The 25594-nt window shown below is 67.1% G+C and carries 27 protein-coding genes; 12 read left to right on the top strand and 15 right to left on the bottom strand.

Going from position 1 to position 25594, the window contains the following annotated elements:
• Positions 1–141 precede the first annotated feature (141 nt).
• Together NGM07_RS15275 and NGM07_RS15270 are read left to right on the top strand one after the other, a co-directional pair.
• On the top strand, positions 142–1980 hold the full coding sequence (locus tag NGM07_RS15275) for a UvrD-helicase domain-containing protein (protein WP_253513092.1): 1839 nt from the start codon (positions 142–144) through the stop codon (positions 1978–1980).
• Positions 1981–2205: 225 nt separating this feature from the next.
• On the top strand, positions 2206–2928 hold the full coding sequence (locus tag NGM07_RS15270) for a hypothetical protein (protein WP_368410305.1): 723 nt from the start codon (positions 2206–2208) through the stop codon (positions 2926–2928).
• Positions 2929–2982: 54 nt separating this feature from the next.
• Here the strand turns inward: NGM07_RS15270 and NGM07_RS15265 are convergent, their stop codons facing one another.
• Positions 2983–3228: a DUF7533 family protein gene (locus NGM07_RS15265; RefSeq protein WP_253513088.1), complete on the bottom strand. Its 246-nt coding sequence runs from the start codon at positions 3226–3228 to the stop codon at positions 2983–2985.
• Between the two features lie 124 nt (positions 3229–3352).
• On the opposite strand from NGM07_RS15265, the gene NGM07_RS15260 reads away from it, so the two are divergent.
• Complete coding sequence (locus tag NGM07_RS15260; protein ID WP_253513086.1) at positions 3353–3955, top strand: riboflavin synthase; 603 nt, start codon at positions 3353–3355, stop codon at positions 3953–3955.
• A 62-nt stretch (positions 3956–4017) separates the two neighbouring features.
• Here NGM07_RS15260 and NGM07_RS15255 read toward each other — a convergent pair whose 3' ends face one another.
• Positions 4018–5184, bottom strand: a complete 1167-nt coding sequence (locus NGM07_RS15255; protein ID WP_253513084.1) for a PrsW family intramembrane metalloprotease — start codon at positions 5182–5184, stop codon at positions 4018–4020.
• Between the two features lie 135 nt (positions 5185–5319).
• On the opposite strand from NGM07_RS15255, the gene NGM07_RS15250 reads away from it, so the two are divergent.
• The 3 genes from NGM07_RS15250 (at position 5320) to NGM07_RS15240 (ending at position 7468) form a co-directional block, all read left to right on the top strand.
• Positions 5320–5502: a hypothetical protein gene (locus NGM07_RS15250; protein WP_253513082.1), complete on the top strand. Its 183-nt coding sequence runs from the start codon at positions 5320–5322 to the stop codon at positions 5500–5502.
• Between the two features lie 158 nt (positions 5503–5660).
• Positions 5661–6035 (top strand): DUF7532 family protein, encoded by a 375-nt coding sequence (locus NGM07_RS15245; RefSeq protein ID WP_253513080.1) that lies wholly within the window; start codon positions 5661–5663, stop codon positions 6033–6035.
• Positions 6032–7468, top strand: a complete 1437-nt coding sequence (locus NGM07_RS15240) for a ribonuclease FAU-1 family protein (protein WP_253513078.1) — start codon at positions 6032–6034, stop codon at positions 7466–7468. The genes NGM07_RS15245 and NGM07_RS15240 overlap by 4 nt, the downstream gene beginning before the upstream one ends.
• 443 nt (positions 7469–7911) lie before the next feature.
• Here the strand turns inward: NGM07_RS15240 and NGM07_RS15235 are convergent, their stop codons facing one another.
• From NGM07_RS15235 to NGM07_RS15220, 4 genes are all read right to left on the bottom strand, one after another.
• Positions 7912–8274, bottom strand: a complete 363-nt coding sequence (locus tag NGM07_RS15235) for a NifU family protein (protein ID WP_253513076.1) — start codon at positions 8272–8274, stop codon at positions 7912–7914.
• A 394-nt stretch (positions 8275–8668) separates the two neighbouring features.
• On the bottom strand, positions 8669–10147 hold the full coding sequence (locus tag NGM07_RS15230) for an LVIVD repeat-containing protein (protein WP_253513074.1): 1479 nt from the start codon (positions 10145–10147) through the stop codon (positions 8669–8671).
• Positions 10148–10270: 123 nt separating this feature from the next.
• Positions 10271–11248 (bottom strand): ROK family protein, encoded by a 978-nt coding sequence (locus NGM07_RS15225; RefSeq protein ID WP_253513072.1) that lies wholly within the window; start codon positions 11246–11248, stop codon positions 10271–10273.
• A 140-nt stretch (positions 11249–11388) separates the two neighbouring features.
• The gene (locus NGM07_RS15220; protein WP_253513070.1) at positions 11389–11838 is read right to left on the bottom strand and encodes a universal stress protein; all 450 of its coding nucleotides are present in this window, start codon (positions 11836–11838) and stop codon (positions 11389–11391) included.
• 105 nt (positions 11839–11943) lie between these two features.
• Between NGM07_RS15220 and NGM07_RS15215 the strand changes: the two genes are divergently transcribed.
• Positions 11944–12684, top strand: a complete 741-nt coding sequence (locus tag NGM07_RS15215) for an SDR family NAD(P)-dependent oxidoreductase (RefSeq protein WP_253513069.1) — start codon at positions 11944–11946, stop codon at positions 12682–12684.
• Positions 12685–12699: 15 nt separating this feature from the next.
• On the opposite strand, the gene NGM07_RS15210 is transcribed toward NGM07_RS15215, so the two are convergent.
• The 5 genes from NGM07_RS15210 to NGM07_RS15190 form a co-directional block, all read right to left on the bottom strand.
• Entirely contained in the window at positions 12700–13008 is a 309-nt protein-coding gene (locus NGM07_RS15210; RefSeq protein ID WP_253513067.1) for a hypothetical protein, read from the bottom strand.
• Between the two features lie 119 nt (positions 13009–13127).
• Positions 13128–14219 (bottom strand): geranylgeranyl reductase family protein, encoded by a 1092-nt coding sequence (locus NGM07_RS15205; protein WP_253513065.1) that lies wholly within the window; start codon positions 14217–14219, stop codon positions 13128–13130.
• Between the two features lie 192 nt (positions 14220–14411).
• The gene (locus NGM07_RS15200) at positions 14412–14984 is read right to left on the bottom strand and encodes a DUF7344 domain-containing protein (RefSeq protein ID WP_253513063.1); all 573 of its coding nucleotides are present in this window, start codon (positions 14982–14984) and stop codon (positions 14412–14414) included.
• A gap of 190 nt (positions 14985–15174) precedes the next feature.
• Entirely contained in the window at positions 15175–18120 is a 2946-nt protein-coding gene (gene uvrA, locus NGM07_RS15195) for an excinuclease ABC subunit UvrA (RefSeq protein WP_253513062.1), read from the bottom strand.
• A gap of 137 nt (positions 18121–18257) precedes the next feature.
• Entirely contained in the window at positions 18258–18941 is a 684-nt protein-coding gene (locus NGM07_RS15190) for a potassium channel family protein (protein ID WP_253513060.1), read from the bottom strand.
• 83 nt (positions 18942–19024) lie between these two features.
• Between NGM07_RS15190 and NGM07_RS15185 the strand changes: the two genes are divergently transcribed.
• Positions 19025–19423 (top strand): hypothetical protein, encoded by a 399-nt coding sequence (locus NGM07_RS15185; RefSeq protein ID WP_253513058.1) that lies wholly within the window; start codon positions 19025–19027, stop codon positions 19421–19423.
• A 25-nt stretch (positions 19424–19448) separates the two neighbouring features.
• Here NGM07_RS15185 and NGM07_RS15180 read toward each other — a convergent pair whose 3' ends face one another.
• Complete coding sequence (locus NGM07_RS15180; RefSeq protein WP_253513056.1) at positions 19449–19700, bottom strand: HVO_0649 family zinc finger protein; 252 nt, start codon at positions 19698–19700, stop codon at positions 19449–19451.
• Positions 19701–19897: 197 nt separating this feature from the next.
• Between NGM07_RS15180 and NGM07_RS15175 the strand changes: the two genes are divergently transcribed.
• Both NGM07_RS15175 and NGM07_RS15170 read left to right on the top strand, forming a co-directional pair.
• Positions 19898–20650 carry an Lrp/AsnC family transcriptional regulator gene (locus NGM07_RS15175; RefSeq protein WP_253513054.1) on the top strand — a complete coding sequence of 251 codons (753 nt, stop codon included), beginning with the start codon at positions 19898–19900 and terminating at the stop codon, positions 20648–20650.
• 143 nt (positions 20651–20793) lie between these two features.
• Positions 20794–21813, top strand: coding sequence for an AI-2E family transporter (locus NGM07_RS15170; protein ID WP_253513053.1), 1020 nt, complete (start codon positions 20794–20796; stop codon positions 21811–21813).
• Positions 21814–21922: 109 nt separating this feature from the next.
• On the opposite strand, the gene NGM07_RS15165 is transcribed toward NGM07_RS15170, so the two are convergent.
• Positions 21923–22099 (bottom strand): hypothetical protein, encoded by a 177-nt coding sequence (locus NGM07_RS15165; protein ID WP_253513051.1) that lies wholly within the window; start codon positions 22097–22099, stop codon positions 21923–21925.
• A 209-nt stretch (positions 22100–22308) separates the two neighbouring features.
• On the opposite strand from NGM07_RS15165, the gene NGM07_RS15160 reads away from it, so the two are divergent.
• On the top strand, positions 22309–22878 hold the full coding sequence (locus NGM07_RS15160) for an LURP-one-related family protein (protein ID WP_253513049.1): 570 nt from the start codon (positions 22309–22311) through the stop codon (positions 22876–22878).
• Between the two features lie 52 nt (positions 22879–22930).
• On the opposite strand, the gene ygfZ is transcribed toward NGM07_RS15160, so the two are convergent.
• Complete coding sequence (gene ygfZ / locus NGM07_RS15155) at positions 22931–24085, bottom strand: CAF17-like 4Fe-4S cluster assembly/insertion protein YgfZ (RefSeq protein WP_253513048.1); 1155 nt, start codon at positions 24083–24085, stop codon at positions 22931–22933.
• 645 nt (positions 24086–24730) lie between these two features.
• Positions 24731–25027, bottom strand: coding sequence for a DUF6432 family protein (locus NGM07_RS15150; protein WP_253513046.1), 297 nt, complete (start codon positions 25025–25027; stop codon positions 24731–24733).
• A gap of 86 nt (positions 25028–25113) precedes the next feature.
• Here NGM07_RS15150 and NGM07_RS15145 point away from each other — a divergent pair, with 86 nt between their 5' ends.
• A complete protein-coding gene (locus tag NGM07_RS15145; protein ID WP_253513044.1) occupies positions 25114–25593 on the top strand; it encodes an RNA-binding protein in 480 nt (159 codons plus the stop codon).
• Position 25594: the final 1 nt, after the last annotated feature.

The raw sequence follows: 25594 nt of genomic DNA, 5'->3' as shown, positions 1-25594 counted from the left end.
GCGTTTTCTCCCCGATTCGGTCACCCGAGAATCGGCGACCGTCGGCCCGCCGTCCGGCGGCTTGCGCCCCGAAAATCCCGCGCTCGGTCCCGAGACGAATTCACATCCCTTTATGGGGGCCGGGCCCATGGCATTGCTGTAATGAGCCAAGACGCGACGGACGAACAAGTCACCCGCCTCTTCGGTGGTCCCGGGAGCGGGAAGACGACCGAACTTCTGGACCGCGTCGAAGCCCTCCTCGACCAGGAGGGCGTCGGCGTCAACGACATTCTGCTGGTTTCGTACACCCGTGCGGCCGCCAACGAGGTCCGCGAGCGACTCGCCGAGCGACGAGGGCTGAACCCCCGGTCGCTCCAGGGGTCGGTCTGTACGATGCACGCGAAGGCCTACGAACTGCTCGACCTCTCGCGAAACGACGTGGTGGGCGAGTCCGACAAGAAGGAGTTTTGTGAGGACTTCGGCCTCGAGTTCGAGGACGAGTACAGCGGCGCGGGCCGCCGGACCGCCCGCTCGACCACGCTCGGCAACAAGATAATCGCCACCAGCCAGTGGCTCCAGCGGACCCGCCGCGACGTCGCCGACTGGTACGACGTCCCCTTCCAGTGGAACGACGAGGAGGTCCGCCTGCCGCCGGACATCGACGAGAACGCCCAGGAGGGCAACAAGTACACCCCGACGTGGCCGAGTTCCGACGACCGCTTCGACGTGCCCGAGGCCATCCGGGCCTGGCGCAAGTACAAGGGCGACAACGACCTCGTGGGCTTCGCCGACATGCTCGAACGGGTCAAGCAGCGATCGCTGCTGCCGAACGTCGACTACCTCGTCATCGACGAGTTCCAGGACATCACCGGCCTCCAGTACGACGTCTACGAGGAGTGGAAGCCCCACATGAAGAAGGTCCTCATCGCGGGCGACGACGACCAGGTCGTCTACGCCTGGCAGGGCGCCGACCCCGAACTCCTGCTTGAGGAGGGCGGCGACGACGTCATCCTCGACACCTCCCACCGTCTCCCGTCGGAGATTCTGAAGGTTGTCCAGCACGAGGTCCGCCACATCGACAAGCGCCAGGAGAAGAACCTCTCGCCCCGCAAGGAGGGCGGGTCCGTCGAACAGGTCGACGGTCCCTCGATGCTCGACCTGGTCCGGAACGTCCGCTACACCGTCGAGGAGCACGACGGCACGCTGATGATCCTGTTCCGGGCACGCTACCAGATGTTCCGGTTCATCGACGAGTTCATCGACGAGGGCATCCCCTTCCGGTGTCTGACCGACCAGCGGATGTGGACCGACCGCCTCGAACAGTACGTCCGGGCGGTCGAGCAGATGGACGAAGACGAACCCATCACGGGCCTGCAGGCCCGCCGCCTCGCCGACATGCTCCAGGAGTCGGCGTTCGGCACGAACGACCGCGACGAACTCTTCGACGCCATCGACGAGCGCAAGGAGGAGGCGGGCGTCGACGACCTCGCCGAGATCGAGGTCGAACCCGAGTTCGTCACCGACCACGCGCCGTTCATGCCCGGCCCGGCCTCGGCCGCCGACATGGTCCGGAAGGTCACCAGTTTCCAGAAGAACTCGATGCGGGCGTACTTCCAGAACGAGCAGTACCACGGCATGCCCGTCGACCGGGTCCGCATCGGCACCATCCACTCCGCGAAGGGTCGTGAGGCCGACCACGTGTTCGTCGCCACCGACCTCACCGAGAAAGTGGTCGAGCAGATGGCCGCGACGGTCGACCCCGACGAGGTGCCCGACGACATCGAATTCACCTCCAAGACCGACCCCGTGCCGACGCTGACCGACAACGAGCGCCGGGTGTTCTACGTCGGGATGTCGCGGGCCCGCGAGCGCCTCGTCATCATGGAGGACCTCGTGAGCGGCGCGCCGACGCTCCCCATCGACGTGCTGCTCTACAACGAGCAGAACGGCAAGGGCGTCGAGGACGTGCTGGAGACGGTCGAGGGTAAGCCGGCCCAGTAGACCACCGAACTTTTTCGGCAGCCCAGCGGCCGGCGGGTCGAACCGCATCCGACCGTCAACATCGAACCACGGCGCGGCGGGTCGCGCCCACACGGGCGCGACCCGCCGCCGTCGCCGACCATCGGGGCGCGCCGACCCATATTGCCGGAATACGCATCGTTAACCTGTCACGAAGAGCGGGGGCGACGTATGTCAACGGCGAGTATTCGCGGCACGGTCGCGGGGATGGGCCGGCAGGCGAACCCGGCCTTCGCGGCGGCGGTCGTCTGCATCCCGCTGGCCGCGCTCGGCTACGCGGTGACGGTCGCATCGGTACAGCAACACACCTACGTCCACGTGATGGCGGGCGTCCTCTGGACGGGCATCGACCTGTTCATGGGCGCGGTGCTCGGTCCGGTCATCGGCGGCCTCGACGATGAGGAGAGCGCCGCGGTGTTCCGGCGACTCACGCCCAAGACGGCGTTCCTCCTGCCCTCGCTCGCGGTGGTCACCATCGGCGGCGGCATCACGCTCGCCCAGCGACTCGGCCTATTCCCGCACGCCGAACCGTGGCTGGCGCTGTTCACCGCCGCGAACCTGATTCCCGTGTTGCTGCTGCTGGGTTGGCGACTTGACGCGTGGCGCGACCGGCGCTGGCAGGTCCCCTTCGTCCTGGCGACGGTCGGGTCGCTGGCCTGGGTCGCGCTCACTATCGGGGAGTTCCGGATGACCGAGCCGACGGTGGCCGTCGCGCTGGGCATCGTCACGCTGCTGTCGGTCCAAGGGTTCGGCTTCCTCATGCCCGGCGAGATTCGGATGTACCGCGAGATGCGCTCTCCGCGACCCGACGCGTCGGTCATCGCGGCCATCGGGCGCCAGAACGCCATGCTCGGAGGCGTCCAGGGAGTCCTCCAGTTGGTCCTGATTCTGGACATGGTGTACCTGCGCTACGGCGGATTCCCGTTCTGAGAGCAGGAAGAGACGACTTTCCGCGGAATTACGACCCGACGGCGACCGCGCTCGTCACTCCTCGTCGTCGGGGGTCTTGGCCACCTTGCCGACCGTCTTCTCGGCCAGGCTGGCCGGAACGTCGGTCGGCGTCGTCAGATACTCCTCCAGGGCGACCATCAGGACCGCGACCCCGAGGAACGCGCCGCCGACGACCGTCTCGCCCGCCAGCAGTTTGTTCACGCCCAGTAGCCCCACCGGGAGGGCGAACACGAGCGTCGCCGCCAGTTGAATCGTGCCGATGATGCCCGGTTTGCTCATCGACTCCCTCTATCCGCCCCCGGACCAAAAACCCGGCGAGCGAACGCGAGCGGCGAGCCCAGACGGACACCCCCGAAACCGGAGTCCGCAACCCTTTTCAGTCGACCGGACCCACAGATATGATATGTTTACCGGAATCGTTGAGGAGGTCGGCGAGGTGCGCGAGGTCGCCGACGCCGAGGACGGGCGGCGGGTGACCGTCGCCGGCGATGAGGTCGCGGCCGACCTCGAACGCGGGCAGAGCGTCAGCGTCAGCGGCGTCTGTCTCACCGTCGAGGAGCACGGTCCGGGCTGGTTCGAGGTGTTCCTCGCGAGCGAGACGGTCGCGAAGACCTACCTCGGCGGAATCGAGGCGGGCGACGAGGTGAACCTCGAACGCGCGATGGCCGCCGACGGCCGCTTCGACGGCCACCTCGTCCAGGGTCACGTCGACACGACCACCGAGGTCGTGGATGTCCGGGAGGTCGGCGAGGACTGGACCTACGAGTTCGCCATCCCCGAGGGCTACGGCCAGTACGTCGTCAACAAGGGGTCGGTCGCGCTCGACGGCATCAGCCTCACGGTCGCCGAGCGAGGCGAAGACACCTTCACGGTCGCCATCATCCCGGAGACGCGCGCGGTGACGAACTTCTCGGAGAAGGAACCGGGCGACCCGGTCCACCTCGAAGTCGACGCGATAGCCAAGTACGCGGAGCGACTGCTGGAGGAGTCGGGCGCCGGGGTGTAGGAAACGGACGGAGGCGTGTAGGAAACGGACGGTGGAAGACGAAAACGTAGCGTCGGACCGACTCAGTCCCAGTCGTCGAACCGGTCGCGGCGGGATTCGGTCGCGCGGTCGTCGGACGCCTCGGAGTCGTCGACGGTCCGGGCGTTCTCGGGTGACTCGGCCGACTCGAAGCCGTGGGGCGCGTCGACCCGCTCGGTCGCAGAGTCGTCGGCGTCGGGGAACCGCTCGGAGTCCTCGAACGTGACGCTCTCGCTCATGTTGACCTGCTTGTAGGCCTTCTTGTACTTCGAAATCTTGCGGTAGAGCAGGTAGCCGAACACGCCGTCGTAGACGAGGATGAAGGCGATGAACGCCACGCCGGGCGCGACCGCGACGTCGAAGGCGGCCTCCAGGACGGCCAGCGCCGGGGTGAGGTAGGTGACCGCGGTGTTGTACGTCGCGTGGATGAACGCCGCGATGAGCAGGCCCTTCACCGCGATGGGACCGGCGTTCTCGCGGTTGAACTTCGCCAGTCCGAGGTAGTAGCCCGCGAACGCCGAGTAGATGACGTGACCCGGGCCGGCCAGCAGGCGCACGGCGGCGGTCTGGCCCGCGGTGATGACCGCCTGCGAGCCGACGGTGGCGGTGTCGCTCAGCCCCTGGGTGATGTAGATGGCGTTCTCGATGGTGGCGAAGCCCAGCCCCGCCATCGCGCCGTACACCGCGCCGTCGATGACCGCGTCGAAGCGGTCGCTCCGGAAGGCGTAGAGTCGAACCGCGAGCCACTTGACCGTCTCCTCGACCGGCGCCACGACGAAGTAGAAGAACAGCGCCATCCCGACCAGCGGAATCGCCGTCACCGCGCCGGCGAGGGTGTTGATGATCGCCGCGAACCCGGCGAACAGCACGCCGAGGACGAACGTCCCGACCAACAGCGTGAGCGGTTCGTTCGTCGTCACGTCGGCGTACCAGATGTAGGCGGCCAGCGCGAACGCCGGGACGACCGACAGGAGGACGAACGCTCCGATTATCGGGCGACTGAACGCGACAGCCAGGCCGGTCAGCGCGACCTGGGCGAGGAGGATGAGGACCGCGAGCACGATGACGATGGCCCGCGCGGAGATCTGGACGCCCCGGTAGACGCGGCTCGCGAATCCGTCCAGCCGACTTCTGCGCTCCCACGTCGCGATATCGTAGAGGTCGGCCGAGTCCGTCGCTCCTTCCTCGACCGGGTCGCGTTCCCGTTCCATCAGGTACCAGTAAGGACCGCTCCGATAATTATCTGACCCCCGGCGGGACCTATGACACCTTAATCGTGATTATATACCATAAACACTCGTAGGGGCGACTTTATCAACGAGAAACTGCCTCAGATTGGGATAACGATGCAGTACCGAAGCCAGAGCAGGGGGATGCTGTACTCGGCGCCGCCGACAGGCGACCGAGAGGAGAAACGAACACCGAACGAAGCGACAGCCGAAGCCGACGAGGCCGACGAGACGGCCGAACCGGAACTGCTCGGCACGACCGACGCCAACTGGACCGGCCAGGTCCCCGCCGACGACTGACCCGGACTCGTCGCCCGAACCGAACGAGACGGACGCCCCGCCCCGCTTTTTCGCGCGTCGCCCGGACCGGTAGCCGCGCCCGCGTCCCGCGACGGACCCGCCCGACCCCGCGACCCCGAACCGCCAGACCGAAGGTGACAGTCGCCGAGCGTTCGGACATGAGTCTCGACCCTCGCACCCGACGTGCGCTCCGCGAGGCGGGCGTCGACGAGGAAACCCTGCGGGAGGCCCTCGACGCGGCCGCCGACGCGGCCGACCGCGACGCCGACCGACTCGAGTCGTTCTTCGAGGAGCACGACGTCGTCTACTCCGACATGGATTTGACGCACAGCGCCGACGAGTATCCCGAACACGCCGTCGAGTACGCCGACCTGTTCACCCACAGCGAGGACGTCCGGGGGTGGCTCCGCTTCGACACCTGGGGCGTCTACGTCGAGGGCGGCCGACCGTTGGACGACGGGACGGTCGAACTCACCCTCGGTCCGACCGTCCACGACCGGGTGCGCTTCGCGAGCGCCCGCGAGGAGCTATGAGCGACGCCGGTCCCCGCGTCCGCGTTCGGGGCATCTACACCACCGCCTTGACCGAGCGATTCTGCGAAGATTTCCGGGTGGTACAGGCCTCGCCGCCCATCCGACGGCGCTTCGACGCCGAGTTCCCCGAACGGGAGTACGACGCGACCGTCGAGACGACCGACGACAGACAGGGCGTCGGGATCTCCGGGGCGACCGAGGCGGTCGAGCGCGTCGCCGACGAACTGGCCGACATCGGCCGGGACACCTTCCGATGGGCCGACCCGGCCCCGCGCGGCGCGGTGTTCGACGCCGAGATAACCGAGACGCTGGGCGGCGGCGCGGTGGTCGACCTCGGCGACCGCGAAGGCTACCTCTCGTTCGGAAAGGTCGACCGGCGGGTCCACGAGGGCGACCGCGTGCGCGTGCAGGTCCACGACCCCGCGCCGCCGTGGGTGAGCGGGCGGCCCTCGCTCGGCACCGACGTCCAGGCGTTCGGCGGGGTCGTCAGCCTCTCGAAGGGCATCGACCGCGTCGTCGCCGCCGGCGACGACGCGACCCGCACGGAACTGGCCCGGACCACCGAGATGCTCCCGACCAAGGCGCCCGACGGGTGGGGCATCCGCTGGGAGCGTGCCGCCGCGGAGGCGAGCGTCGACGCGATGGACGGCGCGCTCTCGCGGGCCGCCGAGACGGCCGCCGAAATCGACGCCGCGCTGGCGGACGCGCCGGCGTCGCCCGAAGACGCGTCTTCGGGCGACCTGCCCCGCCGCCTCGTCGCGCCCGAAGCGACCGACTGGTGCTGGTTCGGCCGCGAGTCGAGGTTCGAACTCGACGCGCTCCGCCGGGAATTGACGACGACCATGCCCGGCCACCACCGCGTGAAGGCCGCCCGGAGTTCCGCGAGCACGGCCGTCGACTTCGTCGAGGACCTCTGCGACCTGAGCGGCGACTTCCCGACCGGCGCGGTGCTCCGGCAGTTCGGCCCCGAGGAGGGCCGGAAGCTGAAGATCGTCCACGGCAAGCCCGACGGCCGGTGCTTCGCGCTCGGCCGCGGCGAGGTCACCGCCTTCGACCCCGAGGCGGGGAAGGCGACGGTCCGCCGCGAGATGAGCGGCGGCGGCACCTACGACGCGCTCGGCACCCGACGCGAGTCGGGCGACGTGGCGATCACGAAGTTCCGCGAGGGCCGGTGGTGGTACCCCACGGCCTACCGGAGCGCCGACGGCGAGTCGAAGGGGACCTACGTCAACGTCTGCACGCCCGTCGAGTTGTTCCCCGACGCGGCGCGCTACGTCGACCTCCACGTCGACGTGGTGCGCCACCCCGACGGCACCGTCGAGCGGGTCGACGACGACGAACTCGACGACGCGGTGGCGACCGGCGACGTCTCCGAACCGCTGGCAGAGCAGGCCCGGAGCGTCGCCGCGAGCGTCGAGAACGCTCTACAGTAGCGCGAGTGCCCGAAAGCTTATGCCGGCGGTCGAACAGCCCTCGAGACGTGGGAGAGAAACTCCTCCCCGACAGCGCGTACCGATATATGCTCCTCGGTGCGCTCCTCGCGGCCGGAGCACCGTGGCTCCTCGAACACGTTTGAGACGTACCGCGGTGACGGGTCCGCCGCGCCGCGAACGACCGTCTCGGCCGAGTGTCACGACACCGAGGCCGACTCCCCCGATTTTTCGCCGGTTGCGTTGTCCCCAATTGCGATAATCAAGCAAGGAGCACATCAGCGCGCCGAAGGCGCGCGCACCAGCAGTCCGAAGATGCAAGAGAGCCGAGTCGCCGCGGCGACTCGGCTCTCTCGCGTGTCCCTTTTTGGTCCAGCTTTTTGCAAGGAGCGGTCGCCGAGCAGGCCAGAGGCCTGCTCGGCGACCCGACGCAGTAAAAAGGTGGGCTAGAAGAAATCGCTGTTCGGCGACCCCTCGCCGCGGCCCCCGCGGCCGCCCTCGTTGCGGTCGATGCCCATGACGCTCTCGGGTTGGTCGATGTCCCAGTCGCCCGTGCCGTCGTCGGCGACTCGCACCGTCACGTCCTCGACCTCCTCGAAGTCCTTCACGAGGTCGAGTTTGATGTTCTGGGCGGTCCGGGGGCTGATGGCGCAACCGGAGCACGCCCCGCCGAGTTCCACGACGACCTCGCCGGTGTCGGGGTCGGCCTTCTGGACGGCGCTCTCGCCGCCGTGCATGCTGATGATGGGCATCTGGCCGGTGAGCCAGCGCTCGACCCGGGCCTGCAGGGAGTCGTCGGATTCGCTCATTGGGAGTGGCTAGGGGCCTCGGGATGGTAGGACTTTGGGTTTTTCTCGGCCGAGACGGAGGCGTGAGCGTGTATCGTCGGGGTTTTCTGCACGATTCCTCATTACGGACGAGCGCGAACGCTGTGGTTCCGTGAACGGGCTCGTGTTCGACGACTTGCACGATGGCTGAAAGAGACTGCACCGCGACCGCGGCCGCCAACCGCACCGCAGACCGCCACTCGCACGAACCAAGTGAAACAGCACCGCCACCGCCACACGCCTCCCCAGCCGATTCCCTCAGTCGCTTCGCTCCTTCGGTCATCCCTCGCACGGAGAAGGCGCGACACGAGGTCGCGCCAGCGCGCGCCAATCGGTAGGACGGTCTGCCGAAACCCGGTTCAAGTCCGCCGAAGCGTCACTTCCGGAACTTCCGCCACGCGCCCGCGCCCAGAAGCGCCGCGAGCGTCGCCGGAATCCCGAACCCGGGAACGCCGCCCGAACCGCCGGAACTCTCGGTAGTAGCCCGGGTCGTGGTCTGGTCGTCCGAGAGCGCCACCTTCGTCGTGGCCGACCCGCTCGAGGCGTTCGACCCGGTGCCGGTTCCGTTCCCGGTTCCCGTCGTCGTCAGCGGCGGAGCGTCCTTCTGCTGGCCGGCGTGGTTCGGAAAGACGTAGAGGCCGCCCCGGCCGTTGTTCCGCCGGCCGTAGCTACTGGCGATGAAGAACCGCGGCTTGACCCGCTTGGCCGTCCAGAACGACGCCTCCTGGGGCTGGCGCCACCACGTCAACCGCTTCGGATTCGCCGGGTCGCTGATGTCGTGTACCTTCACGCCGCCCTGGTACCACGAGGTGAACAGGCGCTCGCCGACGATGTCGAAGTTGTGCGAGGTGGTCCAGGTTCCGCCTATCTGGGGGTCGGGCGACGGCGGCGCGTCGATGGTCGAGAGCTTCTTCGGGTTCTTCGGGTTCGAGACGTCCCAGAGGTCCAGCCCGCCTGGGCCGCCCTTCCCCTCGGCCTCCCAAGCCTCCTTGTTGACCCCCACCAGGCTTCCGTCGTCGTTGGGCATCGCGTAGTGGGCGTTGCCCGGCGGCCGGAGGACGTGGGCCCGGACCGCGTCCTTGGGTACCGAGAGCAGTTCGTCGATGGGTCGGCCCCCGAGGCGAGTGACGTACGTCGGGTTCTTCGGGTCGCTCACGTCGAGGATGTACGTCCCGGCGTCCCAGTGGGCGAGGTAGGCCCGGCCGCCGCCGACCCACACGTCGTGGATGGTTCGGATGCCCGAGGGTACCTTCCCCCACCGTTTGTCGCGGCTGAGCAGCGACCAGCGCGCGATCTCGGTCGGGTCGTCGCCGCTCACGTCGACGATGACCAGCGGGTTCGCGTTCTTCGTCCCGCCGTTGGGGCGCGAACTGGCGTGGTTGCCGGTGAGGTAGACCTTCTTGTCCCGGATGAAGCAGTTGTGGATGGGGTAGGTCGTCTCGTGGAAGCCGACCCGCTTCGGGTTCTTCGGGTCGCTCACGTCGAACAGTGCGAACCCCTGCAGAACGTCGCCCTGAATCGGGTTCGCCGGGCCGGCCGCCACGAGGCGGTCGCCCTCGACCTTCACGTCGTAGATGTCCCGGAGCGGGCCGGTTTCGCGCTCGCCCATGATGCCGGTCCGCTCGGCGACGACCTGCGGTTCGCTCGGAATCGCGAGGTCGACGACGGCGAACCCGTCGGTCGTGGCGACGTAGGCGTAGCCGCCCTTCGGGTCGGGGACCGCCTCCTTGGCGTTGGCGATGTCGACGCTTCCGAGCGGTCGGTACGGGCCGGCGTGGCCCGCGGCGGTTTCGATTCCGGCGGAAGCGACCACGGTCGCTCCGGCGACACCCCCTAGAAACTCGCGCCGGTGCATGGACGCTACGACGGTTCGGAGACTGATAAATGGGTTGGCGTCGGCAGGATGCGAACGGTTCGGAAGCTGTCGCCGAAGGCGCAGGTCCGGCCCCGGCGAGAGGCGGTCCCGGGTCGCCGAGCACTATCTGGCGAGGCGCGAGCGGTCGCCGGTCCCCTCGGTCAGCGCGCTGGCGATGGCGCCCTCCAGCACCACGTCGTCGCCGAGCGTCGTCAGTTGGACGTCCGGGACGTTGTTGAACACCTGCTGTTGGAGGCGTTCGCGGACGGGGTCGACGACGAGTTCCTCGTTGTTCAGCGCGACCGCGCCGCCGATGTAGATGACCAGCGGCGCGTAGGCCTGGACGATGTTGGTCACGCCGAGGGTGTTCCAGTGGACCAGTTGTTCGACCACGTGGTCGGCGAACTCGTCCTCGCCCGCGTGGGAGAAGACGTCCACCGCGTCGAAGTCGGGGTCGTCGAGCGGGAGTTCGGTGTCGAGGCCCGGGTCGTCCTCGGCGAGGAGTTTCGCGTACTTCGGGATGTTGTTGCCCGAGCAGTACGCCTCCCAGTGGCCCTCGCGGCCGCACCCGCAGGTGCGCCGGCCGTGTGGGTCGACGACCATGTGGCCGACCTCGCCCGCGTTGCCGTCCCACCCCGCCAGCACCTCGCCATCGACGCAGACGCCCGCGCCGATGCCCGACGAGATGGTGAGATACACCATGTCGTCGGGGTTACGGTCGCTGTTGAAGCGCTCGCCGATGACGCCGGCGACCGTGTCGTTGTGGAGGTAGACGCGGTCGGAGTCGATGAGTTCGCCGACGGGCCCCGTCAGCGGGATGCGGTCCACGGTGTCGGGGAGGTTCGCCGGGTTGTCGATTGCACCCGCCGCCAGGTCGAGCGGGCCGATGGAGCCGATGCCGGCCGCTCGAATTCGCGTGGGGTCGACGTCGGCGTCGGCGCTCGCCTCGCGGAGGCACTCCAGCACGGCCTCCGTGACCGCGATGCCGGTCGGCCCCTGCGGCGTGTTCATCCGGTGGACGCTCACGACGTCCCCCTGGTCGTCGGCGACCGCCGCTCGCACGTTCGTCGCGCCGAGGTCAACGCCCGCGTAGTACGCCATTCACGCCGGGGATGATGCTCCCTGCGCACTTAACTACAAGCATTTACTCGGCGACGAGTATGGTACCGAAAGGCACGGAGATGACGGTCGAAAGAGGAGTCGCGGTCGTCGTCGGAAATCGACGGTCGGCGGCCCGCGACTCAGTCGCTCCGGACGAACGTCACCGGGCAGGGCGCCGATAGCATCACTTCCTGGGCGGTGCTACCGAAGACGGCCTTGCCGGTGGGCGAGCGTGTGCGTCCGCCGACGAGCACGCGGTCGGCCGAAACGTCGTTGGCGATGTCGACGATGCTCTGGCCGTGGGGGCCGACCGCGCCGCGGACTCGGTAGTCGACGCCCGCCGACGAGAGCGCGTTGGTCAGTTCCTTGATGGTGGCGTGGCGGGCGGCCACCTCGTCTGGGTCAATCTCGCCGGTCGGGTCGTACGCGAGGCGGTCGACCACGTCGTCGAACTCGTCCTGCGTGAACACGTGGGCCAGTACGACCGTCGCCCCCGACGGTCCGGCCACGTCGATGGCGGCCTTCGCGAGCGCGTCCGTGCGCTCGGCGTCGCCGGGCCCGACCGCGAGCAGTATCGTATCCAGAGCCATACAGGAAGGTTTTCGGCCGGGATATTAAGCGTGTGGGGCCGTTTACTCTCCGCCGAAGAAACGCCGTCATCAACAGCCTTGTGCCCGCGGGTCGAACGTCCGGACGTGATACGACCCGACCTCGACGAACGAGTGGCGCTGGTGACCGGGAGCGCGAAGGGCGTCGGCCGCGAGTTGCTGTTCTCGCTCGCCGAGCGCGGCGCGAGCGTGGCGGTCCACTACCGGTCGAGCGCCGACGCCGCCAAATCGGTCGCCGAGGCGGCTCGCGAGCGCGGCGCGCCTGCGGCCGCGACCGTGCAGGGGGACGTGACCGACCCCGACGACGTGGACGCGATGTTCGACGCGGTGGAGGACGAACTGGGCACCGTCGACGTGCTGGTGAACAACGTCGGCCCGTTCGCGCCCCGCCACTGGGAGGAGATTCCCTACGAGCAGTGGAACACCGTCATCCAGGCGAACGTCAACGGCACCTACCTCTGTTGCAAGCGCGCCCTGCCGGGGATGCGCGACCAGGAGTGGGGCCGCATCGTCAACGTCGGCTACGCCAGTTCCGAGAAGGGCCTCGTCAACCCGAAGAACGCGCCGTACTTCATCGCGAAGGCGGGCGTGCTGATGTTCACCCGGATGCTGGCCAACGACACCCAGCACGACGGAATCACCGTGAACGCCGTCTCGCCCTACGTGGTGGAGAACTCAGACGAGTTCCCCGACGACCTTCCGCGGGGTCGACCGGCCGGCTTCGGCGACGTCGAGCAGGCGATGCTGTTCTTCCTGGACGACGAAAGCGGCTACATCAGCGGCGAGAACATCGAGATAGACGGCGGGTGGCTTCCCGAGACGGTGTGAGCGCAGGAGCCGACGCTACATCGCGCTCGCGACGACGCCTTCGAGAACTCCGACGCCGAACCAGAGCACGAGCGCGGCTATCGCGAGGACGAACAACACGGGGACCTGTTTGGCCGTCGAGAGGTCGCTCCACTCGTCGGCACCGAGCGCCCTCGTCATCGGCGGTTCCAGCGCGGCGCCGAGCAGTCCGATGCCGAGGAAGGTTCCGATTCCCGCGATTCGGGTGAGGAGTCCGAGATTCGGCTGTCCGAGCATCGGTGCGACCACGACCAGTACGATTCCGGCGGCGAAACGCTGCGTCGACGACACGTCGGAGACGTCCATGCGACCGCTGTTCTGACGAAGTAGTTAAAAGTTCTCCGGATGTACCTGTCCGCTGACGGACTCGAATTCCGGTGGTCGTTCGGACGCGTTGGAGCGAGGGACGCCACCGCGGCGTCGAGTCACGACCCCTTCAGCATCTTCTTCAGATGCTCGACCGAGAAGAACGAGGTCGGCTTGTCCATGTGGACGCCGATCTCGCCCGAGAACGCCCCGAGGCCGACCTTCTGAACCGGTTCGGGTAGCGAGTAGGCCTTCCGAATCCAGTGACCGAGTTCGATCTCGGTGCGCAGGTCGTCGCGCCACGCCCGTTCGTAGTCTCCCAAGGTCGCGGGGTCGTCGGGGTCTATCTCGCGGGCGGCGTGGTCGGCGGCGGTCATCCCGTAGAGGATGCCGCCGCCGGTGAACGGCTTGGTCTGGGCGGCCGCGTCGCCCAGCAGGAACCCCCGCCGACTCGTCACCGAGTCGGCGGGTCCGACCGGAATCATCCCGGCGCAGAAGTGGCTGGTTTCGACGTCGTAACCCGCGGTGAACTCGTCGAAGAGGTCCTTCGCGGAGGGGTCCGACCCCGGCGGCGCGGCGAGGCCGTACTCGACGCCCGAGTCGCCCCGGGGGATGCGCCAGGCGAAGAAGCGCGGCGCCGTGAGGTGGACGTCGACGAAGTCGCCGGGGTCGTCCTCCTCGGAGAACGCCAGCACGCCCTGGAGTTTCTCGCCCGGTTCGGGCAGGCCGAGTTCGGACCGGACGCGGGATACGGGACCGTCGCAACCCGCGACCATCCTCGCCTCGAACGTCTCGGTGCCGTCGGGGCCGGTCGCGGTGACCTCGACCCAGTCGGGGTACTCCTCGACCGCGGAGACGCTGTGGTTCTCCCGGAGGTCGGCGCCCGCCTCGCGGGCGGCCTCGGCGAGGCATCTGTCGAGGCCGACCCGGTCGATGACGTTCGAGACGACCTCGCGCTTGTAGAAGGGGTAGTCGTCGCTCCCCGGACCGCCGACGTGGAAGCGCGCGCCGTACACCTCGTTCTGGAGGAGGTCCTCGCGAGCGCCCGCGGGCGTGAACTGCCAGAGGTCGGTGCTGACGTGGCCCGAACACGCGAGGGGTCTGCCGACCTCGCCCCGTTCGAGCGCGAGCACGTCGTAGCCCGCCGCCGCGGCGCGCCGCGAGAAACGCGACCCCGCCGGACCCGCACCCACCACGACGAAATCGTACATCGATGGGTCGTATGACCCTGGCGCCCAAGTATGCACCGCTCTCGGGCGGTCGATTACGCCGGACGCCGCCGTCCGGTCGTCAGAAGCGGTCGCCCGGTCGCGAGCCGATCGTCGCTATCGCGACGACCCGCACGCCCGATAAATTCGGCCTTTCGATTCGGTTAGCTCCCCATTACTTCCTCGCCCGAGCGGTCACTCCTCGACCGTGGGCGGACGTTCCCGCCGAGTGCCTCGCCGTCGTTGCAGGTAGTGCGCAAGCGCGGAGAGCGCGAAGGCCGCCACGATGAGGACGCCCCAGATTTCGTCCGGAATCGCCGTAAACGGCGGTAGGTCGAGGAAGTCTCCGAGCACGAGAACCGCACTCACGACCGCCAACGCGAGGTAGTACCGTATCCACGGAAAATCGTTCTGCGGACGTAAGTACCCCTCGAGCTGGGCCGCGTTTCCCGAAAGCTCGACGACCCCCCGATTCTGGTTGTACTCGACGATTCCCGCATCGGCGAGCTTCGGAAGGTGCGTCTGGTACAACGAGGTGTAGACCGATTTGCGCTCGTTGGCCGACAGCCCCTCCACCGTCGTGTCGTTCTCCCACGCCGCCACCTGCTCTGCGAGTTCGCTCAGCTCGACCGGCCGGTCCTGCTGCTTGAGGTAATGCAGCGTGTACCGTCGTCGCCGGTTTTTAAGCACGTCGAAGATTAGATCTTCGGACAGTGTTTCCTGCTCCGGTGTGTTGTCAGCCGAGCTCATACTACCGAAATCGCTCAATCACTTGTCGTTCTAACGCCGCCGCCACCCGTCTCGACACGGTAAGCCAATTTCTCCCGGACCACACTTTGTTATCCAGTACTTAGCCGGCGACAATTGTAATGAATTCTACAATTATTTGAGGTAATGGAACAATTACCGGAGTTAGTCCGAACGTACTAGAATTCCGACCGGCGAAAAGCTCGGAATTTTAATCGTCCGTCGCCGGCGCGACCTTCCTGTCGGCTCGCGGCCCCTCGAGGTCGACCGCCGGGAGCATGTCGCGGAGGTACCGTCCCGTGTGGGACTCCTCGTTGCGGGCGACCTCCTCAGGCGTACCCTGAGCGACGACCTCGCCGCCGTTCTCGCCGCCTTCGGGTCCGAGGTCGAGGACGTTGTCGGCGTTCTTCACGAGGTCGAGTTCGTGTTCGATGACGACGACGGTGTTGCCCTGGTCGGTGAGCCGCTGGAGCACCTCGATGAGCTTTCGCTCGTCGGCGCTGTGGAGGCCGGTCGTCGGTTCGTCGAGCAGGTAGAGCGTGTCGCCGGTGTCCTTCTTGCCGAGTTCCTCGGCGAGTTTCACCCGCTGGGCCTCCCCGCCCGACAGCGTCGTGGAGGGCTGGCCGAGGTTCATGTAGTCGAGGCCGACGTCCTTCAGGAGTTTCAGCCGGCGGGCGATGCGCTGGTCGTGCTCGAAGAAGTCGTAGGCTTCCTCGACCGACATGTCGAGCACGTCGGCGATGGTCGCGTCCTTGTAGGTCACGTCCAGCGTCTCGTCGTTGTAGCGCGCCCCGCCGCACTCTTCGCAGGGGACGTAGACGTCCGAGAGGAAGTTCATCTCGATCTTCACGGTGCCCTGCCCGCCGCACTCCTCGCAGCGACCGCCCTTGACGTTGAACGAGAACCGACCCCGCTCGTAGCCCCGCTGTTTGGCGAGTTTGGTCTCGGCGAACAGTTCGCGGATGTAGTCGAAGACGCCGGTGTAGGTCGCGGGGTTCGACCGCGGGGTGCGGCCGATGGGCGACTGGTCGATGAGCCTGACCTTCTCGACGTTCTCGATGCCCTCGATGGAATCGTGGTCGCCGGGGTCGACGCTGGTGTTGTCGTTCATCTCCCGGGCGAGTCCCTTGTAGAGCACGTCGTGCATCAGGGTCGACTTGCCCGACCCCGAGACGCCCGTGATGGCGGTGAACTGGCCGACCGGGATGTCGACGTCGAGGTCATTCAGGTTGTGCTGGCGGGCGCCCTTCACGGTGATGTGCTCGTCGCTGTCGCGGCGCTCCTCGGGGACGGGAATCTCCTTGCGACCCGCGAGGTAGTCGCCCGTCAGCGACTCCTCGCAGTCCTTTATCTCCTCGGTGGTCCCCTGGACGACGACCTCGCCGCCGCGCTTGCCCGGCCCGGGACCCATGTCGATGACGTTGTCGGCCTGCCGCATCGTCTCCTCGTCGTGTTCTACCACGAGGAGCGTGTTCCCCAGGTCGCGGAGTTCCTTGAGCGTGTTGAGCAGGCGGTCGTTGTCGCGCTGGTGGAGGCCGATGGACGGTTCGTCGAGCACGTAGAGCACGCCGACGAGGCCCGACCCGATCTGCGTGGCGAGTCGGATGCGCTGGCTCTCGCCGCCCGAGAGCGTCGACGCCTCGCGGTCGAGGGTGAGGTACTCCAGGCCCACTTCCTTCATGAAGCCCAGCCTGGCGCGAATCTCCTTGAAAATCTCCTCGGCGATGTGGGTTTCGCGCTCGTTCAGCGTCGCCTCAAGTCCCTCGAAGTGCTCCAGGGCGTCGCCGATGGACAGTTCGTTGACCTCGGCGATGGAGGTGCCGTCGACGTACACCGACCGGCTCTGGGCGTTCAGCCGGGTGCCCTCGCAGACCGGACACTCGGTCACCGCCATGAAGTCCTCGATGTGCTCGCGGGTGCTGTCGGAGTCGGTTTCGAGGTAGCGCCGTTCGAGGTTCGGGACGACGCCCTCGAAGCGCTCGTCCTTCTCGCGGATGCCGTTGCGGGTCCGCCACTCGAAGTGCACTTTCTTGTCGGTGCCCCAGACGAACGCCTCCTTGACGTCGTCGTCGAGGTCCTCGAACGGCGTGTCGACGCTGACGCCGAAGTGGTCCGCCACGTTGTCTATCTGGCGCTGGTAGTACGTGCGGTTGTAGCTCCAGGGCTCGAAGACGTGCTTGAGCGGCTTGCTCTCGTCGACGACCACGAGGTCCTCGTCGACCTCCTTGGTTTCGCCGATACCCTCACACTCCGGGCAGGCGCCGTGGGGACTGTTGAACGAGAAACTCCGGGTTTCTATCTCCCGGAAGTCGATACCACAGTGGGTGCAGGCGAGGTCCTCGGAGAACTCCACCACGAGGCGGTCGTCGTCCTCGCCGGCGAGGTCGCCGGTCGAACGCGCGGTCGCGCCGCCGATGTCGGCGTCGGCGGGCGGGTCGGGCAGGATCACCTTCAGCGCGCCGTCGGCCTCCTCCAAAGCCGTCTCGACGCTGTCGGTGATGCGCGAGCGGGCCTCGGGCGAAACCTTCACCCGGTCGACGATGACGTCGACGTCGTGGTCGTAGTTCTTGTCGAGTTCGGGGCGGTCCATCGTGAGGTCGAACTCCTCGCCGTCGACCTCGACCCGGCCGTAGCCGTCGGAGACGAGGTCGTCGAAGAGGTCCTCGAACGCGCCCTTCTGGTCGCGCACGACCGGCGCGGCGATCTTCGCCCGGGTACCCTCCGGGAGTTCGAGCACCCGGCGAACCATGTTCTGGGCGCTCTGCTCGCCGACCTCCTGGCCGCACTCGGGACAGTGGGGCGTCCCGATGCGCGCGTACAGCAGGCGGAAGTAGTCGTGGAGTTCGGTGACGGTACCGACCGTCGAACGGGGGTTGTTGGCCGCGTTCTTCTGGTCGATGGAGATGGCCGGCGAGAGGCCCTCGACGTTCTCGACCTTCGGCTTGTCCATCTGCCCGAGGAAGTTGCGGGCGTAGGCCGACAGGCTCTCGATGTAGCGGCGCTGGCCTTCGGCGTAGACGGTGTCGAACGCGAGCGAGGACTTCCCCGACCCCGACAGCCCCGTCACCACGTTGAACTGCTCGCGTGGGATGGAGATGTCGAGGTCCTTCAGATTGTGTTCTTCGGCCCCCCGGACGTCGATGTAGTCCTTGCTCATTCTGACGGTGGTAGGGACCTGGGGTGTGAAACGCTGTCGGTTCGGTCCGAAACCGAAGTGAAAGTGAAGGGCGCCTCACAGCACGCCGGACGGGATGCCGGTCGCCGGGGGACGCCGGCGTCCCCCGGCGACCGAACTCAGGCCTCGGCCGCCACTTGTTCGCCGGCGAACACCTCGATGATGTCGGGGGCGAACCCGCGCTTGGAGAACAGCGTCACGAGGTCGCCGGCTTCGATGGCCGTGTCGCCCTGCGGGAGCAACACCGACCGGTCGCGTTCGATGGCGACGACGAGCACGTCGTCCGGGAGCACGCCCTCTTCGTTGGCGGTCGCGAGCGTCCGGCCCGCGACCGTCCCCGACTCGGCGACCGTTATCTCGAATATCTCGGCGCCGTCGGCGAGGTGCATGAAGTCCTTGATGGAGGGCCGCTGGACCGCCCGGTAGAGGTACTCGGCGATGAGGCTCTCGGGGTTTTCCAAGACGTTGACGCCCAGTTGCCGGAACAGGCCCATGTGTTCGGGGTCGTGGACGACCGACACCTGCGAGGGAATCTCCAGTTCCTGGGCCAGCAACATCACCATCACGTTGGTCGCGTCGGAGTCGGTGGTGCTGATGATGGCGTCGGCGCGGCGAGCGCCGGCCTCTTCGAGCGTGTCCATCGTCGTCGCGTCGGCGTTCAACACCATGCAGTCGAACTCCCGGGCCGTCTGGCCGGCCACGGTTTCGTCGCGCTCGATGACGACGACGTCGTGTTGCTCCCGGGTCGTGAGTTCGAGGAGCTGCGAACCGATGTCACCCGCGCCGACGATGATGAGATACATACCTATGTAGGCATGGAAAACGCATTCAAGTATAGTATTTTCGAATCCGAAATCATATGTGGTTCGGGGACAAAAGGACGGGCATGCCGACCGACTTCGACGACGCGGACCGGTCGGCCGGGACTCGCCCGCCAAATCTTCCGGCCGACCTCGCCGACCGACTCGACGAACTCGACGCGTCCCAGCTCGAAGCCGTCGCCGACTACGCCCGGTCGTCGCTCCCGTCGCCCCCGACGCCGGCCGAATTGGTCGAGGCGCGCCCGGGCGAGGAGATCGTCGAGATACGCGAACGCGACGGCTTCACCGAGGTCGTCAAGCGCCAGCCGTGCGCAGAGGGCTGTCCGGAGTGTCCCCACGGCCCGTACCTCCACGAAGTGTGGATTCGGCCGCTCTTCGACGGGGTGGATTCGTCGTCGCTTCACTGGGAGTTTCTCGGCCGCGTGTACACGAACGACGCCGGCGGCGAGGCTTCCGAGAGCTGACCGAGAGGCGATCACTTCGCGTCTGTCACTTCGCGTCGTTTCTCGACCGTCCGTCGCTCGACCGCTCCGGGACGTCGGCGTCGAGTTCGAAGGTCCGCTTTCTGACGGTGCCGCAGCTCGGACAGAGGTGGCGATACAGGACGTGGTCGCCGCTCGTCGCCGCCTTCCAGTGGCCGCCCTCGTCTTCGTACCCGCAGTCGGGACAGACTAGGTCCTCGTCGTCGAAGTGCGAGGTCAACCGCTCGAACGGGGTCGAACCGCCGTCGTCGTGCGACATATCAACACGTGAATTCGCGGGAGATTATAAATATGCCGCTATATATTTACGTATAGTGAATCTACCCCAGACGATTTTCCCCTTTCGAAAATCCAATCGTTTTACTGACTATATCGGTGGGCGTCGGGCGATTTCTCGGGGACGACGTGCGGTCCCGACTGCCTGGATTTTTATGAATACCGAGCTAAGAGCCGAGTATGAGCTATCGCATCGACGAGATCGACAAGCGAATTCTGTATCATCTCGTCGCCGACGCGCGGAACACGACGGCCCCGACCATCGCCGAGGAGGTCGACGTCACCCCGGCCACGATTCGGCACCGAATCCGCCAGATGGAGGAGGAGGGCATCATCGAGGGGTACCACGCCGACATCGACTACGAGCAGACCGACAGCCGCGTCGTCAACCAGTTCACCTGCACCGCGCCGGTGGCAGACCGCCACCGACTCGCCCAGGAGGTACTCGAGATTTCGGGCGTGGTGAACGTCCGGGAACTGATGTCCGGCCGCGAGAACGTCATCGTCACGGCGGTCGGAACCGACACCGACGACATCACGCGGGTCACCCAGGAGCTGTCGAGCCGCGGTCTGGAACTCGAACGCGAGGACATCGTCCGGGACGAACTGTTCCACCCCTACCATCCGTTCAGCCCCGACAAAGACCGGCCGCGCCCGTCGCTGGCCGACGTCCAGAGCCTCGCGGGCGGCGCGGAGGTCATCGAGTTCACCGTCTCCGAGGAGGCCGCCATCACCGGCAAGACCCTCAAGGAGGCCAACGACTCGGGCATCCTCGACGACGAGACGCTGGTCATCAGCATCGAGCGCGGCGACGAGATACTCACGCCGAAGGGCGACACGCTCGTCGAGGCGGGCGACGTCATCACCCTGTTCTCGCCGGAGGCGCTGTCGGATGCGACCGTCACCGCCTTCGAAACCGGCGCGCCCGAGTGAACCGTACTCGGTGAACCGCGGCCAGGGTAGGTCGGCGGGACGCGGCCGGCCGCGTCCCGCCGACCCGCCTTTCCGATTCGCCACCCTCCGGCCCGTCACTTTCCGCCGTACCGCTTTTCCGCCCAGTCGTCGTACCAGTCGCCATGAACGACGAGCGGGCGTTTCTCGCCGTCCTCGTGGGGGTCGCGCTGTTCGTGTCGTGGCTCGTCGTCCGGCCCTTCTTCACCTACGTCGCGCTCGCGGTGCTGATCGCGTACGCGCTCTACCCCGCCCAGCGTCGGCTCGCGCCGCGAATCGGCCGACGGAAGTCGGCCGTGTTCCTGATGGTCGCGGCCACGGTCCTGTTCGTGCTGCCGCTGGCGCTGCTGCTCCGGGTGGTAGTCACGCAGGCGCTCGCCGCGATAGAGAGCCTCGAAGTCGACGAACTCGGCGCGGAGCTGGAGTCGCTGCGCCGGTTCGTCATCGAGACGTTCGGGGTCGACCCGCTGGAGTACGTCGACCAGGGGCTCCAGGAGCTGGCCAGCGTCGTCCAGTCGGGTGTCGGTCGGATCCTCCAGGAGGCCTCCGGGCTGGTCGGCGGCGTCTCGAAGGTCTTCATCGGGTTCACGATCTTCGGCTTCGTGCTCTACTACCTGCTCGTCGGCGGCGAGCGGTCGGTGGCGTGGTTCCGCCAGGTGACGCCGCTGCCCCGAAACGTACAGGAGGAACTGATCGCCGACCTCGACCGCCTCACCTACGCGGTGCTGATCACGACGTTCGTCATCGCCGTGGTCCAGGCGGTGCTCACGGGGCTCGCGCTGGCCGTGCTGGGCTTCTCGAACGTCGTGTTCTGGACGGTCGTATCGGTGGTGCTGGGCGTGCTCCCGTTCGTCGGGTCGATGTTCATCTGGGGTCCCGCGGGGTTCTACCTGCTGGCGACCGGCAGGCCGGTCGCCGGCACGGCGCTGCTCGTCTACGGGTTCGGGCTGGTGAACCTCTCGGACAACTACCTCCGCCCGGTGCTCGGCGGCCGGAGCGCGAACCTCAACCCCGCCATCCTCATCCTCGGCATCTTCGGCGGCCTCGCGGTGTTCGGGGTCATGGGTATCTTCGTCGGCCCCATCGTCCTCGGGTTCACGAAGACGCTCGTCACCGTGGCGGCCCGCGAGTACGCCAGCGAGTGACCGCGGCCGGCCGAGGGCTTTCGGAAGCGTCGGCATCGTCGAAACGCCCGCCCGCTCGCCTCGGTGAGTTACCGACCTCCCGTTACAGCTAGTGTTCGACTACGCGGCGTTACTTCTGCACGTACCACGATACGCCGACAAAGATGAGCGCCGTCGGTAGGACTGCGTAACCGAAGAACGCAATCGTCACATTCGGGCTTAGGAACAGGTACGTGACGACGATTCCGAGAAGCGCCGAACAAAGTAGGAGGAGCGCATCGAGTCGACGGCGAACGGCATCGGACATGCTTCGAGGGTGGAAGAGACACGTGATGAAATTGACGGATAGAACCACCGATTTCGTATCGCGAACCGAGCGGCCTCGGAGTGCTGGTTCCCGATGGAGAGCGGAAACTGCTCACCTCGCCCGATGACGGAGTCGAATCGCTTCGACCGAACGACATCGACCGTTACACGGCGCGAAAGTATATAACCCGAAACGAACAACCGGCGACCGTGACCGACGACTCCCTCTCGACCATCGACCTCACGGACGACGAGTACGAGGTCGTCCAGTCGCTCGTTCGGAACAAGTACAAGGCCTACGACGGCGACGGGAACCTCGTCCTCCAGGGCCGCCAGAAGCGGTTCAAACTCAAGGAGGAGTTCCCGTTCGCCGACGCGAACGGCGACCCCGCGTTCACCGTGAAGGCCAGCGGCGTCCTCGATGTCGCGGGCAACTACACGCTGATCGACGAGGGGACCGGCGAACCGGCGGTCGTGCTCGACCGCAACTTCACCCTGCTCCACGACAAGTGGACGCTCCGGGACCCCGACTCCGGCACGGTGTACGCCGAGATCGCCTCGAAGAGCAAACTGGTTTCGCTGCTGCGCCACGTCAGCGAACTCTTCGACCTGTTGCCCCACTCCTACGTGATAACGGTCGACGGCCGGCAGGTGGGAACCATCGACGGGCAGTTCTCGCTCCGGGACACCTACGTCGTCCGACTGGCCGACGAACTGGACGTCGGGAGGGAGGCCGTGGTCGCGGCCGCGATGGTCGTCGACGCCATCGAGGACAACTGAGCCGTAAGTCCGCACTTCGGCGGTCACGACCGCCGAAGTGCGGGCCCGCAGGTCAGTAGGTCGGCAGTCGCGCCGAGCGGTCGCTCCCCTCGACGAACGGGAGCGGTTCGACTTCGGCGGGAACCTCCTCGCCGCCGACGCGGACCGTCAGCGGCGCGTCGTCCCCCTCGCCGTCGCTTCCCGCTCCCTGGTCGGCGCGCTCGCCGACTTCGAAGTCCACGAACGCAAAGGCGACGGGTTCGTCGAGCGAGGGACTCTCGGCCGCGCGGGTGACCTCGCCGACCGCCTCGTCGTCCACGAAGACGGCCGCGTCGGACTCGGGGAGCGCCTCGGTGCGCAGACCGACCAGGCGCTCGCTCGGCCGGCCGCGGTTCTCGACGCGGGAGACGACCTCCTGGCCGACGTAACAGCCTTTCTCGAAGTCCAGCGCGTTGCGGAGTCCGAGCGCGTTCGGAATCCGGCCCGCGAGTTCGGCGTCGAACAGCGGCGTCCCGGCTTCGAGGGTGAGCGTCTCCCAGGTGTCGCGGCCGAACGGCGCGGCGTTCAGTCCGTGGTTGAGCAGGGTGTCGAAGACGCGCTCGGCGTTGCTCGTCTCGCCGGTCTCGGTTTCGGTCGTTCCGGTCGTACAGACCACCTCGTACCCCTCCTCGCCGGCCGGCGCGTCGGTTTGAATCACGGTGACGCCGATTTCGGCCATCCGGCCGCGCTCGAAGGTGAGGTGGCCGTCGGGCGCGCCGGCGGCGTTGAGCACGCTGGCTATCTTCTCGGTCGACTTCGGGCCGTGGACGCCGAAGACGGCGAAGTCGTCGCTCGCGGCGTCGATTTCGACGTCCTGGACGAACACCTTCTCGCGCCACTCCGCGGCGAGGTCCTCGGCGCGGCCGGGCGGGACGAACAGCAGGAGTTGCTCGCCGGCGTTGTAGACGTACATGTCCAACTCGACCCGGCCCTGCGGGTCGAGCAGGAGGGCGTAGGTCCCTTCGCCGTCGGTCGCGGGGACGGCGTTCGAGACGACGTTGTCGACGTACTCCACTCGGTCGTCGCCGCGGACGACCATCACGCCGTAGGGCATCTCGGTGACGCCAACCACGTTCCGGACCGCGCGGTGGGTCCGCTCCGGGCGTCCGTAGTGGGCGGGGATTCGGCGGCCGCCGACCTCGGTCCACGTCGCGCCGAGGTCCGACTGCTGGTCCTCGATGACGGTCATGTCGCGTTATTGGTGGCCGAGCGGGATTAAACGGTTGGAATCGCTCTATAGAATTTCGGTGGTCAAGAGTCGTGGTGCTATGCGACCAGAAACAGTGTGACTGCGACCGCGACGCGACCGTAGACCAGCCCAATTCCGAGAACTACCGTAACGCGACGACAACGAAACCGCAAGCTAACACGGTCCAAATGAGTACCGCACCGCAACCACACGCCTCCCCAGCCGATTCCCTCACTCGCTGACGCTCGTTCGCTCATCCCTCGCGCGGTTCGGCGCGGCATGAAGCCGCGCCGTGGGAGCTTCGCTCCCACGGGCCCCCGTTCGCTTCGCTCACGAGGACGCCGGCGCGCGCCGTTACCAAAAATTAGGTTCGCGCATCTTCACATCCGGCACGGCGCGCGCGGTCGCGCCCTCGTGGCGCGACCATCTCGCGCGAGGGACGACTGAGCGCCCGGAGGGCGCGACGGAGTCGGCTGGGGAGGTGCGTGGTCTGCGGTTGCGGTGCGGCGGCGCGGTACTCAGTTGTATCGTGCGAGTGGCGGTCGCAGTTGCAGTAGCGGTCCCGATTGCAGTGACAGTCGCGGTTTTAGCGAATCGCTCCGAAAGAGAACGTTCCCGTCGAGGGAGAAACGAAAGACCACCCGCTCAAAGCGGCAGGCGTTCGATGATGCGGTCGACGAACGAGGGCTCTTCGGGTTCCTCGTCGGGGTCGGGGACGACGCGGTCGTCGGGAGTGATGAGGGTCCGCTGGTCCTTGCTGTTGGCGTGGATGAGGCCGTCGTCCTTGAGACCGCCGAGCGCGGTTTCGAGTTCGTCGATGTCGGCGTCGACCTGGGACCGAATCTCGAAGACGGTCATCCCTTCCTCGCCCCGGTCGACGAGGGCGTCCAGCACCGCAACCTCGACCGTCTCGCGGTCCCGGTACTCCCGCTTTGCCTTCATACGTGGCAGTATGTCGGGCGGGTTCTTACGCTTATCCCCGCCCCGAAGGCGGGGGTATTAAGCCGCGAAGCGCCCCACGTAGAGGTATGAAGGTAAAGTCTCGCCACCACCTCCGGAGCGACGAGGTGCGCGAAATCGAGGAGGCGCTCGACGAGGGCCTCGGCGTCGAACTGGACGCCGACACCTACGAACTGGTCGAACTGGAGGACTCGGAGTTCGACCTCGTGCTGGTGAACGGCGACCCGGCGGTCCTCTACGTGGACGACGAACCGTTCCTGACCGTCAGCGGCGCGAACGACTACTCGCCCCAGACCCACGTCGTCACCGTCGACGCGGGCGCGGTGTCGTTCGTCAGCGACGGCGCCGACGTGATGCGACCCGGCATCACGGAAGCCGACGAGGACATCGAAGCCGGCGACCTGGTCGCCATCGCCGAGGAGTCCCACGGCAAGGTGCTTGCCATCGGCCGCGCGAAGACGTCAGGCGACGACATGGTGGGCAGCGAGGGGAAGGTCGTCGAGTCGCTCCACCACGTCGGCGACGAACTCTACCAGTTCGTGGTCTGAG

The sequence above is a fragment of the Halorussus vallis genome (genome assembly GCF_024138165.1).
In the GTDB taxonomy this organism is placed as follows: domain Archaea; phylum Halobacteriota; class Halobacteria; order Halobacteriales; family Haladaptataceae; genus Halorussus; species Halorussus vallis.
Note: the sequence above shows the minus strand (reverse complement) of the source record. Positions and strands in the feature narration are given on the sequence as shown.